Consider the following 24,462-nt stretch of genomic DNA (forward strand, 5'->3'; position numbering starts at 1 on the left):
CCCAACGATCGTAACGGCGGTTTATTCTGGGCTTTCGTAGTCGCCGAACGCGGCTCGGCGACAATCAACGGGCCAGCAATTCATGCGGCTCGGAGCGCATGCCCGGTAATAGCTTGGTCTCTGATGCAGAAATTGAAAGAGCCGGTCGAATGCCGGCTCTTTTTAATCGAAGAGGCTGGAGACGGACTCTTCCTGAGCCGTTCGGCTGATGGCTTCGCCGATCAGAGGGGCCGTGGTCACGATGCGGATATTGTGCGCCGAGAGAACCGCGGTGGTCGGCTGGATCGAATCCGTGATGACGAGTTCGCGCAGCTTCGAGGAAGTGACGCGGGTGACTGCGCCGCCCGAGAGAACGCCGTGGGTGATATAGGCGGTGACGCTGGATGCGCCCTTGGCCAGCATCGCGTCGGCCGCGTTGCAGAGCGTGCCGCCGGAATCGACGATGTCGTCGATCAGCAGGCAGTCCTTGCCGCTGATGTCGCCGATGATGTTCATGACTTCGGATTCACCCGGCCGCTCGCGACGCTTGTCGACGATGGCCAGAAGACAGTCCAGCCGCTTGGCAAGCGCGCGGGCGCGAACCACACCACCGACGTCAGGCGAGACGACCACGACGTTGCTGAGGTCATAATGGCTCTTGATGTCGCGCGTCAGCACGGGCATGGCGAATAGATTGTCGGTCGGGATATCGAAGAAGCCTTGGATCTGCCCGGCATGGAGATCGAGCGTCATGACACGGTCGGCGCCGGCTTCGGTAATGAGGTTTGCGACCAGCTTGGCGGAGATCGGCGTGCGGCCTGAAGCACGGCGGTCCTGACGCGCATAGCCGAAATAGGGAAGGACGGCGGTGATACGGCGGGCTGAGGAACGACGCATGGCGTCGATCATGATCAGCAGTTCCATCAGGTGGTCGTTTGCGGGAAAAGCGGTGGGCTGTACAAGGAAAACGTCCTCGCCGCGCACATTTTCCTGGATTTCCACGAAGATTTCCTGATCGGCAAACCTTCGAACACTGGCTTTCCCCAAGGGAACGTTGAGATAGTTGCAGATCGCTTCGGCGAGTTGCCGGTTCGAATTGCCCGCGAAAACCTTCATTTTGGTCCGCCTGTTACGCGCTGATAGCCGCGCTTTTTAGTCAGCTTCCCCGTGAATGCAAGGGCAAAGGCGCCACAGGCTTCCATATTTGCAAAAAGTTTGTGACTAACCGCCCTGAGCCTGCCGCCAGGAAGAGAATTCCGCGATGGTTTTCGAGGCGATCTGCTGCATCACCGAGGCTGGAACGCCCGCCCATGGATCGGCCGCGGCCGTCGGCACGCTTTCCTGGCCCTGGATGCGGTGCAGACGGCCGCCGCCGCTGTCGAGAATGTCCCAGACATAGACCACGGTGACCTTGCCATCGTCGCTGAAGGCGGAGAGGTAGCCCTTGAGGATGTAGTCGCTGCTCGCGTCGTTCGAACTCTTGATGGAAAGGCCGTGCGCGCGCGCCTCGGCACCGAGCTGGCGCGAGAGCGGTGTCACGGCCTGCACCGGCGCGCCGATGATCGGTAGGAAGCGCACGGTATTGCCGCGGGCGGAGGAGGAACTGGGGGGGAGGGCGGCGGTCTGCTGCGGCTGTTGCGCCTCGGCCGGCGGAGCCGGTTGTGCGGCAAGCTCACCACTGGCCGCCGGCGGGGGCAGCGATTGTCCGTCGATCGGAGCAGAGGCGGCCGGTGAGGAGCCGCTTCTCGACAGGGCGTCTGCCTGTTCCTGCATCGTCGTCGGCGCCGCGCCGGTGCCGGGCCGATAGGCCCGCTGCGACTGATCATAGGCTGGATGGTAGCCGCCCTGCTGCGAGCTTCCCGAGAAACGCGGCTGGCGGGTGCCCGCCAAACGCTCGGCTTCGCTCTGCGTCACCGGGCTCGACGGGGCTCCCCCGGAGGAATTGCCGATATCGACCTGGGGCGTCAGCGCATCGGTCGTATTGCAGGCTGTCAATAGAGCCATGACGAACAGGAGCGTGGGCACAATCGCAGCTCGCGTCATCCCTTGGTCTGTCCTTCCCGCAATCGCAATCAGCCCCACCCGAATTTATGCGGGTGGGGACGGTCATCTGTCAATTCCGGATTCTCACCGGTCAGAGCCCGATGAAATCGAGCGGATGGCGGGATAGCGCGCGCGGCGCGTCCGCTGTCGTCAGATAGGTCTGGCCGAGCGTCATCGCCGTGCCAGTATCGGAATCGGCGATGATCATGTGCACGAAGAGCGACATGTTCGGCTCGATCGGCTGCGGATTGCCGACATGGAACATCTGATGCTCCATCCAGGAGGGCGAGAAGCGGGCGCCGAGCGAATAACCGCAGGCATTCAGCCGGTGGCGGGCCAGGCCGCGCTCGTCAATGATCCTGGCATGCATGTCGAAGACATCGCCAAAGGTCTGGCCGGGCTCGAGCACGGTCTCGATCGCCTCGATAGTTTCACGGCAAGCGTTATAAAGCTCGCGGTGGCGATGCGTCGGCTCGCCGATGACGATCGTGCGCATCATGGCGGCATGGTAATGCGCATAGGCGCCGGCCCATTCGAGCGTCAGCTGGTCGTTGGCGTCGAGCTTGCGGCGGCCGGCCTTGTAGCGGCAAAGCAGGGCATCGGCGCCGGAGCCGATGATGAACTCGTTGGCGGGGTAGTCGCCGCCGCCGGAAAAGATCGCGCCCTGCATGGCGGCGAGGATATCGGCCTCGTCGGCGCCAGGTTTTGTCAGCCGGATCGCGGCATCGAGCGCATCGTCGGCGAGAACGGCGGCGCGCTCGACATAGGCGACCTCCGTCGGGCTCTTGATCAGGCGCAGGCGGCTGACGAGGTAGGAGGCGTCGACGATCTGGCCGAAGGTGGTCAATTGTGCGTCGAGCAGCCGGGCGACGCGGCCGGTCATGCCGTGCGTATCATATTCGATGCCGATGCGGGCGCCGAGCAGGTCCATCTCGACCAGCAGGTTCTTCAAGTCGAGCGTCGGGTCGGCGTTGACCCGGTCGACCCAGATATGGATGTCCTCGAGGATCGAGGTATGCCTGGCCTGGCGAAGATCGGCCGAGCGGGTGATCAGCGCCATGGTGCCGTCGCTCTTGACGACCAGCGTCTGGAAGAAGCAGTAGCCGAAGGTGTCGTAGCCGGTCAGCCAGTACATGCTTTCCTGGGCGAAGAGCAGCAAGGCGTCGAGCTTTTCTTCCTTCATCTTCTCGGTGAGGCGCGCAAGCCGGCTTGCGAATTCGGCCTTTTCGAAATGCAGTGCCATTCTGCTCAAGTCTCCCTGATTGATATCGCGGAAATCTGGCGGCCGTAATCCGGCTCCTTGCGATGTGTCGTCCTACGGTAGGAAAAGAAGCGCTCATTGTCCGGATAGGTGCAGAGGCCGAGGCTTTCGGCACGCACGCCGGCTTTCGTCAACCGGTCGACCGTCAGCGCCGGCAGGTCGAACATGGCGTGGCCGGGCGCTTCGGAAGGTACGAAAAAGCGCTCGTCCTCCGGGTTTTCGGCGACGAAACGCTCGACGAACTCAGGGCCGACCTCATAGCTCGCCTGGCTGATCGAGGGGCCGAGGCAGGCGACGATGCGAGCGCGGTCCGCACCGAGCGCCTCCATGGCGGCGATGGTGTTTTCGAGCACGCCCGTCAGCGCCCCCTTCCAGCCGGCGTGGGCGGCACCGATGACGCGATTGTCCGGGTCGGCAAACAGGATGGGTCCGCAATCGGCGGCGAGCACGCCAAGCGCAATGCAAGGAGTGCGCGTTACCATCGCATCCGCGTCGGGGCGGGCGCCGTCGTAATCGGCGCCGATCGTCACTACATCGGGGGAATGGACCTGATGCACGGTTGCCAGCCGCTCGACCGGCAAGCCGAACCAGGCGGCGACGCGACGGCGGTTCTCCAGGACCTTGTCGCGTTCGTCGCTGGAGCCGAGGCCGACATTGAGGCCGCGATACAGCCCTTCGGAAACGCCGCCGGCCCGAGTGAAATAACCGTGCCGGATCGTGGCGCCCGCCGCTTCGTTCAGGAGCGCGCTTTCGATCGGTGCGGGAGAGGCCGCGTCCTGCATCTGTGATTCCGGGGTTTTCGAGGGGTTTGTTATTATCCCAAGCGCATCGCATATACGGCGCGCTTCAAGTTCTTGTTTCGGGCGGATGTTGAACCAGCCGCGTGCGCCCTGTCAATCCACCGGACGAAAGGGCATGAGATCGAGGGCGGGATAGGAGACCGCCATCACCTTGAAGAGTTCGCCCATCCGGCCTTCACCGGCGCCGGCGAGCCTTTCGACCGCCGCCTGGATGACCTGCTGGGTTTGCAGCTCGCGATCGCGGCCGAGGGCGGTTGCGCGCTCGAGGATGCCGAGGCCGGTCAGGAAATCACCCTGATGCAGGGCGCCGTTCAGATGGAGGCCGGCCGCGAGCGCCGTTTCGGCGAGCTGCTGGAAGTCGACATGGCTCGTCAGATCGGCTTCGCCGGGATGGGCGAGCGGCGGGTCGAATTCATGCATGCGCACCGCCTGCAGCGTATCGCCGAAGCCCGTGACGAGATGGCCGTAGTCGATCGTAAGCGCCGTGCCGCCGAAGGCGCGCAGCCGCTCACAGATCGCCATCATCACCGCCTGGCGGGCAGGCGAGATCTCAAAGAGGGTGCCGACCGGCACGTTCTGCACCGGTTCGGGAAGAAGCGTGGGATCGAGACCGGCGACGCCGGCGGCGAAAGTCAGCTCGCCATCGGCGTCGATACCGACCATGCGCTCACGGAAACCCGTCGGCATGCGGACGAACTGGCGGATCGGGATGGCGTCGAAGAGTTCGTTGGCGGCAATCAGCGTGAAGCCGGGCGGTACTTCGTCGAAGCCATCATGCCAGGTGATCTTCTCGCCGTGCGGTTCGAGCGTCTGGCTCTGGACGTCGCGCAGCCGCTCGCTGGTTTCGACGAGATGCACGGTCATGGCGTCGAAAAGCGGTGGAGCGATGCGGGAGATGACGCGCAGCATGTCTGATATCATGGTGCCGCGGCCGGGGCCGATCTCGACGAGGCGCACATCAGTCGGTGTGCCATGGCGCTGCCACGCATGGACGATGAAGACGCCGATCATCTCGCCGAAGATCTGGCTGACCTCCGGCGCGGTGACGAAATCACCGGAACGGCCGAAGGGCTCGCGGGTGCGGTAATAGCCGTGTTCGGGGTCTGCCAGGCAGAGCGAGAAATAATCGGTGACGCTGATCGGGCCGTTGGCCTGGATAATCGCCTTGATCTTTTCGCCTAGAGCGGTGGTCATGTCGCGCGTCCTGCCGTTTTCAGAGCTGCAGCGCAGCCTGGCGGCGAGCCCGCAGCATCGCCCAGAGGCCAAGCAGGATCATCGGGGAGGAGAGCACCATGCCCATGGTCAGCCAGTTCGTGCCGAGAAGGTAACCGAGCTGGGCATCAGGCTCGCGGAAGAATTCGACGAAGATGCGTGACAGCGCATAACCGCAGACGAAGACGCCTGTAATGAAGCCGGGGCTTTTCAGCGCGCGCAAGCCATAGACGAAGGCGGCCAGCACCAGGAGCAGAACGATGCCTTCGAGGCCGGCTTCGTAAAGCTGGCTCGGATGGCGGGCGAAGGGACCGCCGGTCGGGAAGACCACGGCCCAGGGCACGTCGGTCAACCGGCCCCACAGTTCGCCATTGATGAAATTGGCGATGCGGCCGAAGAACAGGCCGAAGGGAACGACGGCGGCGACGATGTCGAACAGGCTCCAGACCGGGATGGCGTTGCGGCGGGCAAAGAGGATCATCGCGATCGTCGTGCCGGTCAGACCGCCGTGGAAGGACATGCCGCCATTCCAGATCTCCAGCGCACGGACGGGACTGCGCAGGACGGCGGGGAGATCATAGAAGAAAATATAGCCGAGACGACCGCCGAGGACGACGCCAAGCGCTGCCCAGACGATGAAATCGTCGAGCTGCGTCTTTGATATCGGCGAGACGTTGCCGGGCCAGAGACTGTCATTGGCGGCGATGCGGCGCGCATAGGCCCAGCCGAGCAGGATGCCGGCGACGTAAGCGAGACCGTACCAGTGAATCGCCAGCGGACCGATCGAAAAGGCGATCGGATCGATATCCGGGAAAGGCATGATGGCAAGGAGATCGGCTGCTGTCGGCAAGGTTTTCCACCCGTTGAGTTGCGCGGAACATGCCGCTGCGATCCCGGACGGTCAAGTCCATTGTTCGTGATGGCCAGTTCCCGGCCGGTTCCGGCAAGCTTATCCCGTGTAAAGCGCTTGCATCGTCGATGGCGAAGCCCTACCTCAATCCTCGAGGCCCTGAAGGGCTGAATTCACCTCATGCCAAGGGAGAAAAACGCCATGACGACCGGAACGAACCGAATCATGGACGAATTCGCCAAGCTGATGACCGATGCGGCCGGTGCCGCCCAGGGCGTCCGCAAGGAGATCGAAACCGCCTTCAACGCTCAGGCCGAGCGTTGGCTGAACAGCATGGACATCGTCAAGCGCGAGGAGTTCGAGGCCGTGCGCGAGATGGCGATCAAGGCACGCGACGAGAACGAGGCGCTTGCCGCCCGCATCGCAGCGCTCGAGGCGAAGCTTGCCGGCGAGGGCGCTTAAGTCCCGATAAGACACAGATGCGGCGTTGCCTTCATGCCACACGCCGCATCTTCCGTAAAAAAACCAGGTGAGTTTTCCACCTGTGGACACTGCCAAAAAAGCCAATTCGCAGAGTCGCTTATTCTCCCTTCTGAATTGAATTTCGAAGAGCCTTTCCACAGTGGTCGGTCCTATTTTCCGTTCGGGGGGCTGGCAGGGGGCAAGGGGCGCTATACACTGATTTTAAATGATGATTCGAAGCGACTTGGTAAGCTCCGGGCAGGTTATCTGCGTTAAGTCTGGCAGCGGTTCAACGATCATCCGAGTGGTGGTTCCGGTATTTTGCGTGTGTCTTTCTTGTGTTCGTACACCAAGTTAGGTCGCATTCGTTCCGGTCAAGAAGGTGCTGCATGAACCTGATGGAATTGGAAGTCGAGCGTCAGTCGAACCCGGTCGATATGATCGAGTACGTTGCCTCCAACAACGACTGGTCGTTCGAACGGTCCGGCGAGGACGAGATCGCGATGACGGTCGAGGGCCGCTGGACGGACTACCATGTCTCCTTCTCCTGGATGGAGGAATTCGAGGCGCTGCATCTTGGCTGCGCTTTCGATATCAAAGTTCCCGACATCAGGGTCAACGAGGTGGTCAAGCTGCTCTCGGCGATCAACGGGCAGGTGCTGATGGGTCATTTCGACCTCTGGCGCCAGGAAGATGTCGTCATTTTCCGCCAATCGCTGCTGCTTGCCGGCGGTGCGGAGCCTACCAATCGCCAGGTGGAGGTGCTGCTTTCCAGCGCGCTCGATACCTGCGAAGCCTATTTCCAGGCATTCCAGTTCGTCGTCTGGTCCGGCATGGAAGCGACGAAGGCGATGGAAGCCGTGCTGTTTGAAACGGTCGGCGAGGCATAAGATGCCGACGACCCCTTTTCCCTCGACACATCCCGTCGTCCTGATCGGTGCCGGAAACATGGGCGGGGCGATGCTCTCCGGCTGGCTGAAAAGCGGCGTTCCGGGCTCGGCCGTCATCGTTGTCGATCCCGGCCCGTCGCCGGCCATGCTTTCGACGATCAGCGAGGCTGGTGCGACCCATCTGACCGCGCTTCCTACGGATTTGAAGGCAAGCGTGCTGTTCCTCGCCGTCAAGCCGCAGGTGATGGAGACGGTGCTGCCGGCGGTGAAGAGCGCCGTCGGGCCGGATACGGTCGTCGTCTCGGTCGCAGCGGGCAAGACGCTCGGTTTCCTCGAGAAGCATCTTGGTAAGGCCGCCATGGTGCGGGCCATGCCGAACACGCCGGCCATGGTCGGGCGTGGTGTCACCGGCGCTTTTGCGAATTCAGGAGTCAGCGATCCGCAGCGCGAACGCGTCCATTCGCTTCTCAGCGTCTCGGGGCCGGTCGAATGGGTGCCGGCGGAAGCCGATATCGATGCCGTGACGGCGCTTTCGGGCAGCGGTCCGGCTTATGTTTTCTATCTCGTCGAATGTATGGCGGAGGCAGGCCGTAAACTCGGCCTGCAGGCGGACCTCGCCATGCGTCTTGCGCGGGAAACAGTCGCGGGGGCTGGTGAACTCATGCACCAGTCCCCCGACGACGCTTCGCGGCTGCGCGAGAACGTGACCTCTCCCGGCGGGACCACGGCGGCGGCGCTCGCCGTGCTGATGGCCGAAGACGGCATGCAGCCCTTGTTCGACGCAGCCCTTGCGGCGGCGCGCAAGCGGGCCGAGGAACTGGCTGGCTGACGGAGACCATATGGCCGAAGAGATCACCTACGCCGATTTCGAGCGTGTCGATATCCGCGTCGGAACGATCATCGAAGCCAGTCCCTTTCCGGAGGCGCGCAAGCCGGCGTTCAAACTCCTGATCGATTTCGGTCCTGACATCGGCATTAAAAAATCCTCAGCGCAGATCACCGTGCATTATACGCCGGAAAGCCTGATCGGCCGGCAGGTGCTCGGCGTCGTCAATTTCCCGCCGCGCCAGATCGGGCCATTCCGCTCGGAAGTACTGACGCTGGGTTTCGAGGATGAGAACGGCGCGATCGTGCTTGCTGCGGTCGAACAGCCGGTGCCGAACGGCCAAAAGATGATGTGAGCGCGAGCTCACACTAAAGCGCGTCGCGTCGAATCGGATTCACGCGACGCGCTTCAAGTCTTTATTTTATGCAAGTCGTTATCCCAAAACCGCTGCGCACTTTTGGGCGACATGCATTAGTTGTTCGGAGCTTCGCCTGACGTGGTCGCATCGGATCCTCCACGAGGCCTGATCTCCTGCAGGAATGGATTGCTTCGCCGCTCGTCGCCGATGCGGCCGCCGGGGCCGTGGCCGCAGATGAAGCCGACGTCGTCGCCGAGCGGCAATACCTTGTCGCGGATCGAATCGAGAAGCTGCTGATGATTGCCGCCGGGCAGGTCGGTGCGGCCGATCGAGCCGTTGAAAAGCACGTCGCCGAGATGAGCGAAATTCTGCGCACGGTTGAAATAGATGACGTGGCCGGGGGCATGGCCGGGCGTGTGATAGACTTCGAATTCATGGGCGCCGAAAGAGATCTTGTCGCCATCCTTCAGCCAGCGGTCGGGCACGACGTCGCGCAATCCTGATATGCCGTATTTTTCAGCCTGCGTTTCGATCCGTTGCAGCAGCGGCAGATCGTCCTGATGCGGGCCGACCACGTCGATGCCGAGGGCTTCCTTCAATTCACTGGCGCCGCCGGCATGGTCGAGATGGCCGTGTGTCAGCCAGATTTCCTTGATGGTCAGGCCGTTCTGGGCAATCGCCTGCAGGATGAGCGGCACGTCGCCGCCGGGATCGACGACGACGCCTTCCTTGGTATCGGGATCGAAGAAGATCGTGCAGTTCTGCTGGAAGGGTGTCACCGGAATGATGCCGGCCTGGAGCATGCCCATATGTGCCTCGCTTCGTGTCTCTGTTGCTTCGGGTATAGTCCGAAACCACGGCAAGGACAGCCGGAATCTTCCGCCATTGCGGCCTGCCTCACGGCAAAAAGACGGACTGAAACAAGAGTTTATGCCTCTCTTCGCCATTGCCGTAGAGCGGAAAAATCGAATTTTCTTCAATTCTTCAAGGCACTTGGATGAAATCTCCACAAGCGGCATTTCGCTGGGCGGAGTGCCGGGGAACATCGTGGAACCCCGCGCGTTGTCAGCCCATCGAAACCAAGGAGACGCTCACATGACCTTGAAGAGAAACATTCTGTTGGCTGGAGCCGTGCTCCTGGCAAGCAGTGGTCTTGCGCAGGCGGAGATGATGGCCACGACGGTCAATGATCTCAACGTTCGCGCCGGCCCGGGGCCGCAATATCCGACGGTCGGCCTTGCTACCCGCGGTTCGACCGCGGTGCTTGATGGCTGCATCGAAGGCAGCCGCTGGTGCCGTGTCGACGTCAACGGCATGCGCGGCTGGGTCTATGCCGATTATCTGCAGGTCGATCATGGCGGCAGCTCTGTCATCGTCGAACAGCACCGCGCCGAGATCGGCGTTCCCAGCGTGACTTACGAGTCCACTGCAAGTGTCGTTCCGGCCGATCCGCAGCCGGCACCGGGCGACGAGTTGCTCGGCCCCGTGGGAGCGGTCGAGACCATCACCCCGCCGGAGACGGTCCGCACCTATATCGACACCAATCCAGGCCAGACGGTACAGCTTGGCGGCGACGTCGTCGTCGGCGCGGAAGTGCCTGGCGATGTCACCTTCCAGACGATTCCCGACTACGAGTACCGCTATACGAGGATCAACGATCGGCCGGTGCTGGTCGATCCCGGTACGCGCCGGATCGTCTACGTCTATCAATGACGTGATCGACAGAAACTGAGGCGAGGCGGACATCGGACCGCCTCGTTCCGGGGCGCTTCTCCCTGCCTTAATCCCGCACCGGTTGATTTTTCTTAACGCTTTCCTCCAAAATATGATAAAATACTAATATGCCGAAGGTTCGGCATGGATCGGCGATCGGGGAGATCGCAGAGGAGGAAATCATGGAAGCCCTACTTCCGCTCATCACACAATTGATTGCCGGCGCAATCGGCGGCAACGCCGCGAGCGCCGCTTTGAAGCAGCAGGCGATCAACGTCGTCGCCCGTACGATCGCCGGTGCGATCGGCGGCGTCGCCGGCGGCATGCTGCTCAGCATGGTCGGTGGGGAAGCGGCTATGACCGGCCTGATCGCCGACGGCATCGGCGGCCTGATCGGCGGCGGCATTCTCTCGACGCTCGCGGGACTGGTCATGGCGCGGGCGCATAGATAAAGGCCCGACGGGTCTGTATCTACAGCGCCGCGCGTCTTTTCAGACGCGCAAAGGACGCTGTAGCACTTTGAACCGCTGCGTAATTTCATCCTTAAACCGATTCCGATTTAAGGAATTATGCAGTGGCCGGACCGATTGCGTGAGGCCCTTATCCGGCGGCGATCGCCGCCGGATAGACTTCCTTCATGTAGTCGTTCATCGGCGTTTCGGAGATCGTCGACGGCGCGAAGCGATACGGGCCGATTTCGGAAACCGGGTCGATGACAGTCTGGCGGATGATACCGTTCAGGAAGCAATCCGGGGTCGGCGTATGAATGACGCCGTCCTTGGTGAAGAAAATGTTGGCGCCGGTCGCTTCGGCGATCTGGCCGCGATAATCGAGCATCATTGCATCGGCGTAGCCCTTGGCTTCGGCGGCGTGCTTGGAAATGGTGCAGATCATGTAGAGACCGGCAGCCTTGGAGGCGCAGGGCGCCGTCTTCGCATCGGGACGCGGTATTCGGCGATATCGAGGCGGAGGCCCTTCAGCTTTTCGCTCGGGTTGAAATAGCTGCCCCATTGCCAGATGGCGATGGCGACATTGATGCGGTTGGCCTGCGTCCCCGTCCAGCTGATTCAAAGGAATCGAAGCCATCCCCAAACTCCTCCGGCGCTTCAACGCTATGCCTGTTGATTGTTGTCCCCATTACGTTTTATCCACAGACGCAAGGGGAAATCGCGTATTGCGTCGGAGTGCCGGACGGGCCTTGTTTTCTGGGGAAATGCCAGGGAGATGAGAGGGCGTGCGGGGCTCCCGCAGAGTTCGCGGAAGCTAATAGCGACGCAAATTTATGTCAATAAAGCTGACATATCTTCGCGAAAGCTTCCGGCAGCGCGCGGAAAAGAAAGGAAATGCCGAGTGTCACGACAGACCGGCCCGAAAGCAGGCAAGCCAGAGCCGCTAGCCACGCCGATGGAAGATACTGATATCATCGATTTCGAGATCATCGAGCTGTTCTTCTTCGCCTATCGCGACTTCGTTTCCGATCCTGACGCTATCCTCGAAAAGAGCGGCTTCGGCCGGGCGCATCACCGCGTCGTGCATTTCGTCAACCGCAATCCCGGTATGACGGTAGCCGATCTCCTCGAAACGCTGAAGATCACCAAGCAGAGCCTTGCAAGGGTGCTGAAACAGCTGATCGACTCAGGCTATATTCGCCAGGTGGCAGGTCCTGAAGACCGGCGGCAGCGCAAGCTCTATCCGACGAAATCGGGACGAGAGCTGGCGCTTGCCCTTGCCGAGCCGCAATCGCGCCGCATTGAGCGGGCATTCGAAGGGGCTTCTGCGGAGGTGCGGGAGGGCGTAAAAGCTTTCCTCAGCGGCATGCGGGACAGACAGAAGGCGGATTGAATGGCGGTCAAGACAGATATTTCCGACGATGCGGCGCACTTGCTGGTGGTCGATGACGACTCCCGCATCCGTGCGCTGCTCAATCGCTATCTCGCCGAAAACGGCTTCCGTGTCACCGTCGCCGCCGACGGCGCCGAGGCGCAGCGCAAGCTTGCGGGTCTCGATTTCGACCTGATCATCATGGATGTGATGATGCCCGGCGAATCCGGCATCGAGGTTACCCGCGGGCTTCGCGCCATCAAGAACGTTCCGATCATCATGCTGACGGCGCTGGCAGAATCGGGCAACCGCATCGAAGGCCTCGAGGCGGGCGCCGATGACTATCTTTCCAAGCCCTTCGACCCGCGCGAACTGGTGCTGCGCATCAACAACATCCTGCGCCGCAACGCCGGCGGCGAGGGACCGAAGATCGAACAGGTGATGTTCGGCCCCTACACCTTCTCGCTGACCCGCAAGGAGCTGAAGAAAGCCAGCGAGGTGATCCGGCTCACCGACCGCGAGCAGGAGATCATGCTGCTCTTTGCGCGGCGCGCCGGCGACACGATCCCCCGCCATGAACTGATCGGCAACGATACCGAAGTCGGCGAGCGGACGATCGACGTGCAGATCAACCGGCTGAGGCGTAAGATCGAGGACGATCCCGCCAATCCCGTCTGGCTGCAGACCGTGCGCGGCATCGGATACAGGCTGAGCATCGACTAAACTCAAGGTTCGGGACCGGCGCTGATGGTGACGATCGACAGCTTGCGGCGGGAAGACCGCACTTCTGCGCCGGGCTGGCGCTCGATCGTCCGCTGGCTGCGCCGGCGGCTGCCGACCGGACTTTACGCGCGTTCGCTACTGATCATCATCATTCCGATGGTGCTCCTGCAATCCGTCGTCGCCGCCGTTTTCATGGAGCGCCACTGGCAGATGGTAACGGAGCGGCTGTCGCTTGCGGTCACCCGTGACATCGCCGCGATCATCGAGATCATCGAGACCTATCCGCAGAATTCGGACTATAGCGAGATCATCCGCATCGCCCGCGACCAGCTCAGCCTGCAGATCTCGATCGAGCCGGACGGCGACCTGCCGCCACCGCGCGTCAAGCCGTTCTTCTCGATCCTCGACGGCATCCTCAGCGACGAGATCACCGACGAGATCCATCGGCCTTTCTGGATCGACACGGTCGGCAACTCGAACCTCGTCGAGATCCGCATCAAACTCGACAACAAGATCCTGCGGGTACTGACCAAACGCAGCCAGACCTATGCCTCGAACACGCATATCTTCATCGTCTGGATGGTCGGCACCTCGCTAGTGCTGATCGGCATCTCGATCCTCTTCCTGCGCGGGCAGATCCGGCCGATCCTGACCTTGGCGCGCGCGGCCGAAAGCTTCGGCAAGGGGCAGAAGCCCGATAATTTCTATCCGCGGGGCGCCGACGAGGTCAGGCGCGCCGGCCTTGCCTTCATCCTGATGCGCGAGCGAATCGAACGACAGATCGAGCAGCGCACCGCGATGCTCTCCGGCGTCAGCCATGATCTGCGCACCATCCTCACCCGCTTCAAGCTGCAGCTGGCGCTGGCCGGCGACAATCCCGACCTGCATGGGCTGAACGACGACGTCAATGATATGCAGACCATGCTGGAGGCCTATATGGCCTTTGCACGCGGCGAGGTCGAAGAGGATGTCGGCGAGCTGAAACTCAGTGAGATCTTCGCGAAGCTGGAATCCGATTTCGCCCTGCACGGCAAAAAATTCAGCTACTCCATCGAAGGCGATGACGATATATCCGTCCGGCCGAACGCTTTCATGCGGCTCGTCACCAACCTTGCCTCGAATGCGCGCCGATATGCCGATAGGCTCGACATCGAGGCCAAGCACAACGCCAAATGGCTGACCGTCATCTTCGACGATGACGGGCCTGGCATTCCCGAAAAGAACCGTGAGGATGTGTTCAAACCATTCTTCCGGCTGGATACGGCGCGTAACCTCGATGCATCAGGCACCGGGCTCGGCCTTGCGATCGCCCGCGACATTGCCCGTAGCCACGGCGGCAACGTCACGCTCAGTGACAGCCCGCTCGGCGGGCTGAGGGCGACGATCCGCATCCCGGCTTAAGCGTTGGCGGTAGCCGCCAGCTTGACGGCTTTGCGCGCATCGAAATCGTCGAGGTGTTCGACGATCCAGCGCCATAGCGAGACGACCTGCATGAGGAGGTCGCGTCCGAGCGGCGTCAACTCGTATTCGACGCGCGGCGGCACTTGGGGATAAAGCGTGCGGATGACGAGGCCATCCCTTTCGAGGGTGCGCAGCGTCTGCGTCAGCACTTTCTGGCTGATGCCCTCGACCCTCTCCATAAGGCGCGAGAAGCGCAGAGGAGCGCCGGCATCGGAGAGCACATGCAGGATGCGCAGCGGCCATTTCGCCGCCGCCCGTTCGATCAGTTCACGGGCCCGCCCATCTTGTTCGTCCGTCATACTGCTGCAGAAATCGAACATGTCACTGGTCAACTCAGTTACCTCAAGGTGTGTATAGATCGTTTGGGTACCTTCTTTCGATCGGATACAATAGATCATACATGAACCGGGAACCAAACAAGGAGGGTTTCCGATGTTCAGAGTCTGGTTGATAACAGGGAGTTCACGCGGTCTCGGCCGGGCGCTGGCGGAGGCGGTATTGGCCGCCGGCGACAATCTGGTGGCGACGGCGCGCGATCCCGGCCAGCTTGCCGATCTTTCCGAACGGTATGGCGATCAGGTCCTGACGCTGGCGCTTGACGTGACAGACGAGGCAGCGGCAGCGGCGGCAGTCAAGGCTGGTGTGAAGCGGTTCGGGCGCATCGACGTGCTTGTCAACAATGCCGGCTACGGCAATATCGGCTCGATCGAGGATACCAGCCTTGCCGATTTCCGGGCCCAGATCGAGACCAACCTCTTCGGCACGGTCATCATGACCAAGGCAGTTATTGCCCTGATGCGCGGGCAGGGGGCGGGGCACATCATCCAGTTCTCATCCGTCGGCGGCCGGATCGGACCTGCCGGCCGCGGCGCCTATTCGACGGCGAAATTCGGTGTCGAGGGTTTTTCCGAGGTGTTGTCGAAGGAGGTCGCGCCGTTCGGCATCAGGGTAACGGTGATCGAGCCCGGCGGCTTCAGGACCGATTTCGCCGGCTCTTCGACGGTGCTTGCCGAAGGGCGACAGGACTATGCGGAGACGGTCGGCGCTACGGTGCGATTCCAGCGTGAATATGATGGTCGGCAGCCCGGCGATCCTGCCAAAGCGGCTGCGGTCGTCATCCACATCGCCGATCTCGACGAGCCGCCATTCCGGCTGCTGCTCGGCAGCGATGCGGTCCACAATGTCGAAAAGGCGGATGCGGCGCGTATCGAAGCCGATCGGATGTGGCGCACCGTCAGCGTCTCGACCGATTTTGATGCTGAGGCCGAGTCGCTACCCTGGAAAAAGAAGGCCGGTTGACCCAGGCAAAACAAAAGCGCCGCTGAAAAGCGGCGCTTTGCATCAGGGATATTCGACGATTCAGCCGGCGGTGCAGAAGTGGCTGCGACCGTCATTGCCGATATAAGTGCCGCTGCGCGGATCGAAGGTGCGGTAGCGGTAGGAGCAGTAACGCTGCCATTGCGGCGACCAGGGCTCCACCGCCGTGCGGACCGGCTCGTAATATTGCGGCTGATCGACATAGACGCGGCGCGGGGCGCGATAGACCGGAGCCGGCTCGTAGTAATCCGGCTCGTAGGCCGGGTCGATGTAGCGGCGCTCTTCGTAAACCGGACCGTTATTGGCATTGGCGATGGCAGAGCCGACGATCAGGCCGGTCGCAAGGCCGACGGCGCCGCCGACCCACGCATCGTTGTTGCCGTGATTGCCATGGCGCCAATGGCGGTCGCGGGCCGACGCTTCACCGATGGCGGAAAGCGTGAGTGCGGCAGCGGTTGCCGTCAGCAGAAGGGTCTTGGCGAGCCTGTTCATCAGCATAAATCCTAATCCCGGGAACCGAACGCCGGTCCCTTTCTCGATGGTCGCAGTCGTACAGATTTTTAGCTGAACGAAGGCTGAACGACAAAACCCGGCATTGCTGCCGGGCTTCAACTCGAATTCGCCAGCCTTGTTAAGGGTTCAGCCCGCAATCTGCAGATTGACGGCCTTCGGGCCCTTGCCGCGGCGATCCGGCTCCGTGTCGAAGCTTACCTTCTGGTTTTCCGTCAGACCGGCCAGGCCGGAGGCCTGAACGGCAGAAATGTGAACGAAGATATCGGCGCCGCCCCGGTCCGGCTTGATGAAGCCGAAGCCTTTGTCGGTATTGAAGAATTTTACAGTGCCAGTCTCTGCCATGCCTCAGGTCCTTTTCTCTCTGCCCGCCATCCACACGGGCAGCATCATAGCATTGCCTCCTTGCGGGAGGTGTTGGCAGGCAATTCTTGAAATTTGAGAAAAAGGTCCCCTCTACCTCGGCCTGTTCCAGGCAGGACTTTCGCCCGCCATTTTCGGAACCGGCTGACCGGGATATTAGCGTTCCCGGCGCGCAAATACTTAAGGACTTCCCATGCTCGCAAAATGCCCGAACGCGCTGAGAGTGCTGCGTTTAAAGGATTTTGGCAAGCAAAAGTTTTTTAACGTGTCGTTGCGGGCACACCCCTGCCGATATCCAATTTGCGCAAAAACGCAAAATTTCCTTCGCCGATAGGGAATGATTAACGTTTTATATCGTCGGCAATATAAGTTCCGAGCAGATTTTCCCAAAAATGCAACGTGAACGCGTCTCCCGCATTCGATAAATTTTTTTCCCGATGGGTGACCCACCCATATTTGGACGCGTGTTCACGTGGCTGGCAGGCGTCGGCGGGTCAATCCCGGCACGAGTTCGACCACAAGCATAGCGATAAACATGAGCGCGCAACCTGCATAACCTGTTACCGGCATCGTCTCACCGAGCAGCAGGGCTGCAAGCGAGGCACCGAAGAGCGCTTCGGAAGAAAGAAAGATCGCGGCCTGCGAAGGCGTCGTGTAGCGCTGGGCGATCACCTGCAGCACGAACGCCACGCCCGAGGAAAAGATGCCGACATAAAGGATTTCCGGCGCCGCGGCCTGTATTGCCGAAAGGCTGACAGGTTCGACGGCTGCGGCAACGGCCAGCGCACAGACTGCGGTAACGGCAAATTGCGTGGCGGAGAGCGCGAGCGGCCTTCCGGTCTCCGAAACGGTCGTGCCGGCAAGGGTGATCTGGATCGCCCAGAAGACGGCACAGACGACGGTCAGCAGATCGCCAGGTGTCAGCGCCGAGAGGTGGCCGCCGGACAGGAGATAGATGCCGGTGACCGCCATCAGCGCGCCTGGCCAGATGATCCAATGCGGGGCACGGCGCAGAAAGAACACGGCGATAACAGGTACGAAGACGACATAGAGGCCGGTGATGAAGCTGGAATTCGTCACCGTCGTCGTCTGCAGGCCGACCTGCTGCGTGGCTGCGCCGCCGAAAAGGGCAAGGCCGATCAGGATATAGAGCTTCGCATGGCGTGCGCTGGTCTTCTCCTTTGCCTTGCGCGCTTCAAAAAGGACGAAGGGCAGCACGGCCAGCGTGGCGACGGCAAAGCGCAGGCCAATGAACCAGAAGGGGCCGATCGCCTTCATCGCCGTCGACTGCGCGACGAAGCCGCCGCCCCAGATGGCGGCTGCGAGCAATAGGAGAAGGTTCGCCTGAACGCGCGTCATGTCGTCCTCAATGGGAAGGGAGATGTGCCCCGGCGGTTAGCAGTTGCGTTTCCTCCAGGCAAGGGTGAAGATTTCATGCCTGACGACGGAGGTGAGGCCATGCGACACCAAGAATGGAAGCCGGCCGGTGATGCCTCGCCCAGAACGGCAGGCTATTCCGGCACGCCGCTCGTCAGGAAACTCGGCCTTGCACACGGGCAGGCGGCTGCTCTTCTCGGCATTCCTGAAACGATCGTCGCCATCAATGGTTTCGACGGTTTTGCGTCGGTCGTCCGCGCGCTTCCCGAGACGCCTCAGCGCATGTTCGACTATGTGCATTTGTTTACGACAGAACGGGCGGCGCTGGAGGCGGCCGCGCTTGCGCTTTTCCATGCCCTGAGGCGGGATGGGATGGTCTGGATTTCCTGGCCGAAGAAGAGTTCCCGCGTGCCGACCGACATCACCGAGGACGTGCTGCGGGAGGTTCTGCTCCCAATCGGTCTGGTCGACGTCAAAGTCTGCGCCGTCGACGAGATCTGGTCCGGGCTGAAGTTTGTCATCCGCAAGGAGCTGCGCGGCGCGTTGTGACGTCTCAGCCGTTACGGGCTTGGGCCCTCGAGATCCTGAGCAGCGCGCCGTCGTCCTCGTCCGTAACCATCAGCAGCGCTCCGTCGGGTGCAACGACGACGTCGCGGACGCGGCCGTATTCGCCCTTGAACAGGCGCTCTTCGGTAACGAAGGCGCCGCCGTCGTCACGCTGCATGCGCGAGAGCAGCTGGAACTTCAGCGCCGCGACGAGGAAATTGCCGTCCCATTCCGGGAACATGGCGCCGCGATAGACGACGAGCGCGCCCGGCGCGATCGAAGGATCCCAATAATGCAGCGGCTGTTCCAGCCCCTCCTTGGCGGTGCCTTCGCCGATCTCGGCACCCGAATAGTCTCGGCCATAGGTGATGATCGGCCAGCCGTAATTCTTGCCGGCCTCGGGCTGATTGATCTCGTCGCCGCCGCGCGCGCCGTGTTCGACGGTATAGAGCTTGCCATCCTTGGCGTCGAAGGTGATGCCCTGCGGGTTGCGGTGGCCTTTCGACCAGATTTCCGGCAACGCCTTGCCGCCGTCCTTGAACGGATTGTCGGCAGGAATGCTGCCATCGGCATTGATGTGGATGATCGAGCCGGCATCGTCCTGCCAGTTCTGCGAGCGGTCGCGATTGCCGCGATCGCCGACGCTGATGAACAGCGAGCCGTCACCTGATATCGCGATACGCGAGCCGTACTGGATATTGCCTGACGTGAAGCGCCGCATCGTGAAGATAGGCGTCACGGCATCGAGTGCCTTTTCGTCAGTGGAAAGCGTGGCGCTGAAGGCTTGAGTGCCGGAGCCCTGGCTGTTGGCGATGGCGGCGGTGAAATAGAGTTTGCGAGATGTGGCAAAGTCCGGTGCGAGCGCCACGTCCATCAGGCCACCCTGGCCACGGGCGCTGACCTTGGGCACGCCCCCAATCGGGTCGGAGACCTTGCCGTCGCGGACGATGCGCATGCGGCCCGGCCGCTCGGTGACGAGATAGGCGCCATCGGGCAACACCTCCACCGCCCAGGGATGTTCGAGGCCGTCGGCGAGCTTGTCGACACGAACCGCGAGATCCTGAGTGTTGATGGTATCGGCTGCATCCGCGGACACGGCGCCGAACAGGACCAGCGCTGCGGCGAAATGGAAGGCGGGCATTCTCTTCATCTTGCTTCCCCGTCGTCTCTTCAGGCTGAACGTGGAGCGGGCAGGGGAGAGCTTCAACCTCATTCGGTCTGCAATAACGGCTTTGTGTTCGGCGGCTGAACCGAGCCCGTCGCCTGGTCGTCGACCAATTCTGTCTCAAGGATGTAGCGCAGCGGCCCGCGTTCGGTGGCATTGAAGGGCCAGCAGGTGGTCAGCACCAGGCGGTGGCCATCGGAGGAGGGATCGATGCCGTTGGCATCCCACGGGGCGATGCGGCCCTCGCCGGCCTTGAAGGTCAATAGTTTGCCGTCGCGGCGAGTGACCTCGATCGTATCGCCCGGCCTTATATATTGCAGCCAGCGGAAATGCGTGTCGCGATGGGCGGCGATGACGGAGGTGCCTTCCTCGCCGGGCTGCGGCGTGTTGGCGAGCCAGGCCGGACCGAAGGCCAGAGCCTCGCCGGAGGCGCCGGAGAGCACGATCGCCTCCTTGCCGAGGCGCGGGGCGCGCACCTTGGCCTCCGTGGTGAAATCCGCCCAGGGCCAGGGTTTTGTCTCTTTCCCCTGAAGCTCCGCGGCGAAGGCGCGTTTCAGCAGGATCTGGGAGAGTTCCGCTTTCGCCTTTAGCAGGAAACCGTCGCCGATCAGCGCCAAGCCATAGAAGGCAAGGCCGGCGATGGCAAAGGCGATCGCCTTTTCGATCGAGGAAAGACGCCAGAGGAAGAAACCCTTCCGCTGGCGAGGCTTTGGCATGTCGTGGGCCGTGGCGGCGGCCATGGCGAGTTCCAGATAGGTCGGAAGCGGCTCGAATTCGGCCGCTTCCTCGTTCTGGCTTGCGGAGAGCCTAGAGACCATTGCGCTTGGCTCCGACCGCGATCATGCGCTTGAGGCGGCGGCGCCAGACGGCCAGTCCGCTTGCCGCCGTCAGCGCCAGGAGCAGCATGGTCAGCCCGCGGATGATCTGCTCGTCGGCGCGCGTCGCCGTCTGCGGCAGGTTCACGGTCGTGCTTTTTTGCGCGATTATGGTGGCTGCCTTGGCGGTCGGGGCTGCGGCCATCATGTTTGCGATCTCAGGCGATGCGACAAGTGCCTGTGTTTCGGCTGCAGCCTGCTCCGGTCCGGCGTTTCCTGCCGGCGTAGCCGAGCCACGACGTTCTACGCCGCCAAGAGGAGCAGCGTTTTCGCCGGAGACTTTATCGAAATCCCAGCCATCCGGCAGGTTGAGCGGCAGCTTGGCCGAGCCGAGCGGCTGATCGGCCGGGCGCGACGGGGTGACATCCACGGCGACCAAGCTGGTGACGCGGGAGACGAGATGGTGGACGAGCGCCACGGTCTCGATATCTTTGTCGAGCGCGGCCGGATCCTGCCGTTCATAGGCACGGGCCTCGAAATCGTCGATCTTGCGCCGTGCCCAGAGCTTGGAAATACCGTTGCCGTCGGCGGCATTGGCGATATCCATCTCGACGCGCCAGGGCTGATCGCCTGTCTTGCCGATGATCTGCAGCTTGCCGGCGGGCTTATCGTCAGGCAGCTGCGCGGTCAGCACGACGGGTTCGCCGCTGTAGAGGTCCGGCATCGGGTTCGGCGTGATATCCTCGACTTTTATGCCTTGGAAGGTCGCGGCGATATCGGTCATGGCCGGGTTCTGCAGCTTGGCGAAAAGCTCGCCCATGCGGCTTGCCACCTGGTCGGTCGAGCCGATCGCCGTAAAGGTCCCGCGGCCGATCTCGGCAGCTTTGGTCATGAAATAGGTGTTCGGGGCCGAGCCGATGCCGACGGTGAAGACGCGGGCATCGCCGCGGTTTGCGGTGATTTCCTGGAACAGCTGCCGTTCGTTGCCGATCGCGCCATCCGTCAGGAACACGACCTGACGCAGCGCGCCGCTTATAACCGGTCCCTGGTTTCGCAACGCATCCTCAAGAGCAGGCAGCATTTCCGTGCCGCCGTCAGCGGTGAGGCCCCTGACATAGGCGATCGCCTTTTCGCGATTGTCAGGCGTCGCAGCAACGAGACCCTTGAAATAGTCAGTCATCGTATCGTCGAAACGGATGACGTTGAAGCGGTCGTCGGGGTTCAGCTTGGAGATGGCAAGCGCCAGGCTCTGCCTCGCCTGCTCGATCGACGGGCCGGACATGGAGCCGGAATTGTCGATGACGAAGACCACTTCGCGTTTTGCCGGCGGCGCTGCCGTATCCGGGGCCGTGGGCGGGGTGACGAAGGCGAGCAGATAGGTCTTACCATCAATCACTTCGCGGAAGAGGCCGGCGCTCGGCATCTTTCCGGGAGCGGCCTTCCAGGTGAGTTCGAAATCCTTATCGGCGGGAACGGTGTCCGCCTTCAGGCTGATCGTCCTCGCCTGGTCGCCATCCTGGCTGATATCGACCGCATGGAAGGACGACTTAACATCGCCGAGTGGGAAACCGGCCCGGAGGTCGACGGTCAGCGAAACCGGATTGATCCTGGCGTTCTCACGCGGATCGAGCACGGGGGCTTCGATCTTGTCGCGGTTTTCCACCGGGTCGCGCGGCGTGGCGAAACCGGCGCCGTTGTTGAACTCGACAGTCTGGACGATCGGCGCCGGATTGTAGCGCGGAGCGACGACCATCGGGAAGCGCAACGAGAACTCGCCACCCGACTGGTGGATGGTCTGCTGATATTCGATCTGGACGACGATGGTTTCGCCGGGACCGATATTGGCGACCTGGTTGGTGAAGATGTTCGGCCGCTGCTGCTCGAGCAAAGCCGTCTTCTTGCCCTCGGCCTTGGCCTGTTCGTAGATCTCGCGGGCTTCCTGGCGCGGTTTGATCTGGCCTTCGATGAAGCGTTCGCCGATCTGCATTTTCAGCGCGTCGACGGCGGAATTGTCCGGCAGCGGGAAGACATAGGTGCCTTCGACCCAACCCTGGCTCGGATTCTGGAAGCGCTGCGTCACCTTCACCCTGGCGATCGGGCCGGAGACATCGATGGCGACATCGGTTTTCAGCCGCGGCGCTTCGACATAGAAGCCCGGCTCTTTCGACGGAAAGAGCAGCGAGCCGCTATTGACGTCGTTCGGCCGGACAAGCGCTGCGAGCTGGGCGGATGCCTGCGGCGTCTCGGCGGCGCGGGCGGCGGAGGCAAGCCCCAGTATCGCGGCGATGCAGGCGGCAAAGGCGGTGACGGCAACAAGGACTGAAACGGAAATTCGGCGCGCACGAATGCGCCCTATGGCAAACTCATCTTCCAGAAACATTGGCATACCCTCAATAACCAATTTCGGATGCCGGATGATGCGGCTTCGATCTCGGCGCGCTCGCGACCGAATTGCGGCGTGGCGCGGCATTTGTTGCGGCTTATTCGTGGCAATGGCCGAATCCGACGATGCCACTGATTTCAGGGGATAAATCCGGATGACTTCAGAGATTGATTCAAGATCTTCGCATGGCGTTTCGACCTCGTGAAGCAAGCCTCTCCGAAGGGGACGGCATGCCGGGTGGGCGGCGTGGCGAACCGATCAATAAGAATCATGCCACCATGACGCCTTTCCGCTTGAAATGCCGTCATACATTGGACATAGAGCTAACCGCAGAACTCCGGTCCCGGCTTTCTGCCCGTTTCAACCAATAGGACCGTTATCATGGCTTTCCTTGCCGATGCTCTTTCCCGTGTGAAGCCTTCAGCCACCATCGCCGTCTCCCAGAAAGCGCGCGAGCTGAAAGCAAAAGGACGTGACGTCATCGGCCTTGGCGCGGGTGAACCGGATTTCGATACGCCCGATAATATCAAGACGGCCGCCATCGACGCGATCAACCGCGGCGAGACGAAGTACACGCCGGTTTCCGGTATCCCGGAACTGCGCAAGGCGATCGCCGCCAAGTTCAAGCGCGAGAACGGCCTCGACTATTCCTGGGAGCAGACGATCGTCGGCACCGGCGGCAAGCAAATCCTTTTCAACGCCTTCATGGCGACGCTGAACCCCGGCGACGAAGTCGTCATCCCGGCGCCTTACTGGGTTTCCTATCCTGAGATGGTGGCGCTGTGCGGCGGTACACCGGTTTTCGTTTCGGCCACCCAGGAGCATAACTTCAAGCTCCAGGCCGCCGATCTCGAAAAGGCGATCACGCCGAAGACCAAGTGGTTCATCTTCAACTCGCCGTCCAACCCGACGGGGGCGGCCTATACGCAGGACGAACTGAAGGCGCTGACGGATGTGCTGATGAAACATCCGCAGGTCTGGGTGCTGACCGACGACATGTATGAGCACCTGACCTATGGCGACTTCAAGTTCGTCACGCCTGTGGAAGTCGAGCCGAAGCTCTACGACCGCACGCTGACGATGAATGGTGTCTCCAAGGCCTATGCGATGACCGGCTGGCGTATCGGCTATGCCGCCGGTCCGATCCAGCTTATCAAGGCCATGGACATGATCCAGGGTCAGCAGACTTCGGGTGCGACATCGATTGCCCAGTGGGCGGCTGTCGAAGCGCTGAATGGCACGCAGGACTTCATCCCTGCGAACAAGAAGATCTTCGAGGGCCGTCGCGATCTCGTCGTTTCCATGCTGAATCAGGCCAAGGGCATTGTTTGCCCGGTGCCGGAAGGCGCTTTCTACGTCTATCCGTCCTGCAAGGGCCTGATCGGCAAGACGGCTCCGTCGGGCAAGGTGATCGAGACGGACGAGGATTTCGTTTCCGAGCTTCTGGAAACGGAAGGCGTCGCCGTCGTTCACGGTTCGGCCTTCGGTCTCGGCCCGAACTTCCGCATCTCCTACGCGACTTCGGAAGAGCTGCTCGAGGAAGCTTGCCGCCGCATCCAGCGCTTCTGCGGCGCCTGCAAGTAAGCG

At 61.8% G+C, this 24,462-nt stretch carries 26 protein-coding genes and 1 pseudogene; 12 read left to right on the plus strand and 15 right to left on the minus strand.

All coding sequences use genetic code 11. The features are described 5' to 3' along the window. Positions 1 to 162: 162 nt before the first annotated feature. The 6 genes from FFM53_RS19720 to lgt form a co-directional block, all read right to left on the minus strand. The gene (locus FFM53_RS19720) at positions 163 to 1,095 is read right to left on the minus strand and encodes a ribose-phosphate pyrophosphokinase (protein WP_163882283.1); all 933 of its coding nucleotides are present in this window, start codon (positions 1,093 to 1,095) and stop codon (positions 163 to 165) included. 105 nt (positions 1,096 to 1,200) lie between these two features. Further along, complete coding sequence (locus FFM53_RS19725) at positions 1,201 to 2,022, minus strand: hypothetical protein (protein ID WP_138386930.1); 822 nt, start codon at positions 2,020 to 2,022, stop codon at positions 1,201 to 1,203. 91 nt (positions 2,023 to 2,113) lie between these two features. After that, positions 2,114 to 3,265 (minus strand): M24 family metallopeptidase, encoded by a 1,152-nt coding sequence (locus FFM53_RS19730; protein WP_138386931.1) that lies wholly within the window; start codon positions 3,263 to 3,265, stop codon positions 2,114 to 2,116. 5 nt (positions 3,266 to 3,270) lie between these two features. After that, positions 3,271 to 4,065, minus strand: coding sequence for a peptidoglycan editing factor PgeF (gene pgeF / locus FFM53_RS19735; RefSeq protein WP_138386932.1), 795 nt, complete (start codon positions 4,063 to 4,065; stop codon positions 3,271 to 3,273). Between the two features lie 111 nt (positions 4,066 to 4,176). After that, positions 4,177 to 5,277 (minus strand): class I SAM-dependent methyltransferase, encoded by a 1,101-nt coding sequence (locus FFM53_RS19740; protein ID WP_138386933.1) that lies wholly within the window; start codon positions 5,275 to 5,277, stop codon positions 4,177 to 4,179. Between the two features lie 19 nt (positions 5,278 to 5,296). Beyond that, on the minus strand, positions 5,297 to 6,145 hold the full coding sequence (gene lgt / locus FFM53_RS19745) for a prolipoprotein diacylglyceryl transferase (protein WP_138386934.1): 849 nt from the start codon (positions 6,143 to 6,145) through the stop codon (positions 5,297 to 5,299). A gap of 201 nt (positions 6,146 to 6,346) precedes the next feature. Between lgt and FFM53_RS19750 the strand changes: the two genes are divergently transcribed. The 4 genes from FFM53_RS19750 to FFM53_RS19765 all read left to right on the plus strand — a co-directional run bounded on the left by FFM53_RS19750 (position 6,347) and on the right by FFM53_RS19765 (position 8,678). Continuing rightward, entirely contained in the window at positions 6,347 to 6,607 is a 261-nt protein-coding gene (locus FFM53_RS19750; protein ID WP_003541711.1) for an accessory factor UbiK family protein, read from the plus strand. A 389-nt stretch (positions 6,608 to 6,996) separates the two neighbouring features. Further along, positions 6,997 to 7,497, plus strand: a complete 501-nt coding sequence (locus FFM53_RS19755) for a type III secretion system chaperone family protein (protein WP_003541709.1) — start codon at positions 6,997 to 6,999, stop codon at positions 7,495 to 7,497. Position 7,498: 1 nt separating this feature from the next. Then, positions 7,499 to 8,326, plus strand: a complete 828-nt coding sequence (gene proC, locus FFM53_RS19760; RefSeq protein ID WP_138330403.1) for a pyrroline-5-carboxylate reductase — start codon at positions 7,499 to 7,501, stop codon at positions 8,324 to 8,326. 10 nt (positions 8,327 to 8,336) lie between these two features. After that, positions 8,337 to 8,678, plus strand: coding sequence for a tRNA-binding protein (locus FFM53_RS19765; protein WP_138386935.1), 342 nt, complete (start codon positions 8,337 to 8,339; stop codon positions 8,676 to 8,678). Positions 8,679 to 8,794: 116 nt separating this feature from the next. On the opposite strand, the gene FFM53_RS19770 is transcribed toward FFM53_RS19765, so the two are convergent. Further along, complete coding sequence (locus tag FFM53_RS19770; RefSeq protein ID WP_138386936.1) at positions 8,795 to 9,490, minus strand: MBL fold metallo-hydrolase; 696 nt, start codon at positions 9,488 to 9,490, stop codon at positions 8,795 to 8,797. Between the two features lie 286 nt (positions 9,491 to 9,776). Between FFM53_RS19770 and FFM53_RS19775 the strand changes: the two genes are divergently transcribed. Next, positions 9,777 to 10,394, plus strand: coding sequence for a DUF1236 domain-containing protein (locus FFM53_RS19775; protein WP_138386937.1), 618 nt, complete (start codon positions 9,777 to 9,779; stop codon positions 10,392 to 10,394). Positions 10,395 to 10,576: 182 nt separating this feature from the next. Next, on the plus strand, positions 10,577 to 10,846 hold the full coding sequence (locus tag FFM53_RS19780; protein ID WP_003541697.1) for a hypothetical protein: 270 nt from the start codon (positions 10,577 to 10,579) through the stop codon (positions 10,844 to 10,846). A 148-nt stretch (positions 10,847 to 10,994) separates the two neighbouring features. Here the strand turns inward: FFM53_RS19780 and FFM53_RS19785 are convergent. Continuing rightward, a pseudogene (locus FFM53_RS19785) lies at positions 10,995 to 11,461 on the minus strand (aminotransferase class IV); the annotation flags it as partial. 283 nt (positions 11,462 to 11,744) lie between these two features. On the opposite strand from FFM53_RS19785, the gene FFM53_RS19790 reads away from it, so the two are divergent. The 3 genes from FFM53_RS19790 to FFM53_RS19800 are packed head-to-tail and all read left to right on the plus strand — an operon-like array spanning position 11,745 to position 14,339. Next, positions 11,745 to 12,236, plus strand: coding sequence for a MarR family winged helix-turn-helix transcriptional regulator (locus tag FFM53_RS19790; protein WP_017989072.1), 492 nt, complete (start codon positions 11,745 to 11,747; stop codon positions 12,234 to 12,236). Beyond that, positions 12,237 to 12,938, plus strand: a complete 702-nt coding sequence (locus FFM53_RS19795) for a response regulator (RefSeq protein WP_011652933.1) — start codon at positions 12,237 to 12,239, stop codon at positions 12,936 to 12,938. A 24-nt stretch (positions 12,939 to 12,962) separates the two neighbouring features. Then, entirely contained in the window at positions 12,963 to 14,339 is a 1,377-nt protein-coding gene (locus FFM53_RS19800; RefSeq protein ID WP_025395442.1) for an ATP-binding protein, read from the plus strand. Here FFM53_RS19800 and FFM53_RS19805 read toward each other — a convergent pair. Further along, complete coding sequence (locus tag FFM53_RS19805) at positions 14,336 to 14,797, minus strand: winged helix-turn-helix transcriptional regulator (protein WP_138386938.1); 462 nt, start codon at positions 14,795 to 14,797, stop codon at positions 14,336 to 14,338. The two genes, FFM53_RS19800 and FFM53_RS19805, sit on opposite strands and share 4 nt — an antisense overlap. A gap of 34 nt (positions 14,798 to 14,831) precedes the next feature. Here FFM53_RS19805 and FFM53_RS19810 point away from each other — a divergent pair, with 34 nt between their 5' ends. Next, the gene (locus tag FFM53_RS19810) at positions 14,832 to 15,698 is read left to right on the plus strand and encodes an oxidoreductase (protein ID WP_138386939.1); all 867 of its coding nucleotides are present in this window, start codon (positions 14,832 to 14,834) and stop codon (positions 15,696 to 15,698) included. Between the two features lie 60 nt (positions 15,699 to 15,758). Here the strand turns inward: FFM53_RS19810 and FFM53_RS19815 are convergent, their stop codons facing one another. The 3 genes from FFM53_RS19815 to FFM53_RS19825 form a co-directional block, all read right to left on the minus strand. Next, positions 15,759 to 16,214 carry a BA14K family protein gene (locus FFM53_RS19815; RefSeq protein WP_171598436.1) on the minus strand — a complete coding sequence of 152 codons (456 nt, stop codon included), beginning with the start codon at positions 16,212 to 16,214 and terminating at the stop codon, positions 15,759 to 15,761. A gap of 141 nt (positions 16,215 to 16,355) precedes the next feature. After that, entirely contained in the window at positions 16,356 to 16,571 is a 216-nt protein-coding gene (locus FFM53_RS19820; RefSeq protein WP_003561293.1) for a cold-shock protein, read from the minus strand. Positions 16,572 to 17,057: 486 nt separating this feature from the next. After that, complete coding sequence (locus tag FFM53_RS19825) at positions 17,058 to 17,948, minus strand: DMT family transporter (RefSeq protein ID WP_138386940.1); 891 nt, start codon at positions 17,946 to 17,948, stop codon at positions 17,058 to 17,060. 99 nt (positions 17,949 to 18,047) lie between these two features. Between FFM53_RS19825 and FFM53_RS19830 the strand changes: the two genes are divergently transcribed. Continuing rightward, positions 18,048 to 18,515: a DUF3052 domain-containing protein gene (locus FFM53_RS19830; RefSeq protein ID WP_138386941.1), complete on the plus strand. Its 468-nt coding sequence runs from the start codon at positions 18,048 to 18,050 to the stop codon at positions 18,513 to 18,515. A 4-nt stretch (positions 18,516 to 18,519) separates the two neighbouring features. On the opposite strand, the gene FFM53_RS19835 is transcribed toward FFM53_RS19830, so the two are convergent. The 3 genes from FFM53_RS19835 to FFM53_RS19845 are packed head-to-tail and all read right to left on the minus strand — an operon-like array spanning position 18,520 to position 22,872. Continuing rightward, the gene (locus FFM53_RS19835; RefSeq protein WP_138386942.1) at positions 18,520 to 19,662 is read right to left on the minus strand and encodes a PQQ-dependent sugar dehydrogenase; all 1,143 of its coding nucleotides are present in this window, start codon (positions 19,660 to 19,662) and stop codon (positions 18,520 to 18,522) included. A gap of 59 nt (positions 19,663 to 19,721) precedes the next feature. Next, complete coding sequence (locus FFM53_RS19840) at positions 19,722 to 20,495, minus strand: class GN sortase (protein ID WP_138386943.1); 774 nt, start codon at positions 20,493 to 20,495, stop codon at positions 19,722 to 19,724. Further along, a complete protein-coding gene (locus FFM53_RS19845) occupies positions 20,485 to 22,872 on the minus strand; it encodes a marine proteobacterial sortase target protein (protein WP_138330412.1) in 2,388 nt (795 codons plus the stop codon). The genes FFM53_RS19840 and FFM53_RS19845 overlap by 11 nt, the downstream gene beginning before the upstream one ends. A 384-nt stretch (positions 22,873 to 23,256) precedes the next feature. Between FFM53_RS19845 and FFM53_RS19850 the strand changes: the two genes are divergently transcribed. Next, positions 23,257 to 24,459: a pyridoxal phosphate-dependent aminotransferase gene (locus tag FFM53_RS19850; protein WP_138330413.1), complete on the plus strand. Its 1,203-nt coding sequence runs from the start codon at positions 23,257 to 23,259 to the stop codon at positions 24,457 to 24,459. Positions 24,460 to 24,462: the final 3 nt, after the last annotated feature.

Source organism: Rhizobium indicum, from assembly GCF_005862305.2.
GTDB classification, from domain to species: Bacteria; Pseudomonadota; Alphaproteobacteria; order Rhizobiales; family Rhizobiaceae; genus Rhizobium; species Rhizobium indicum.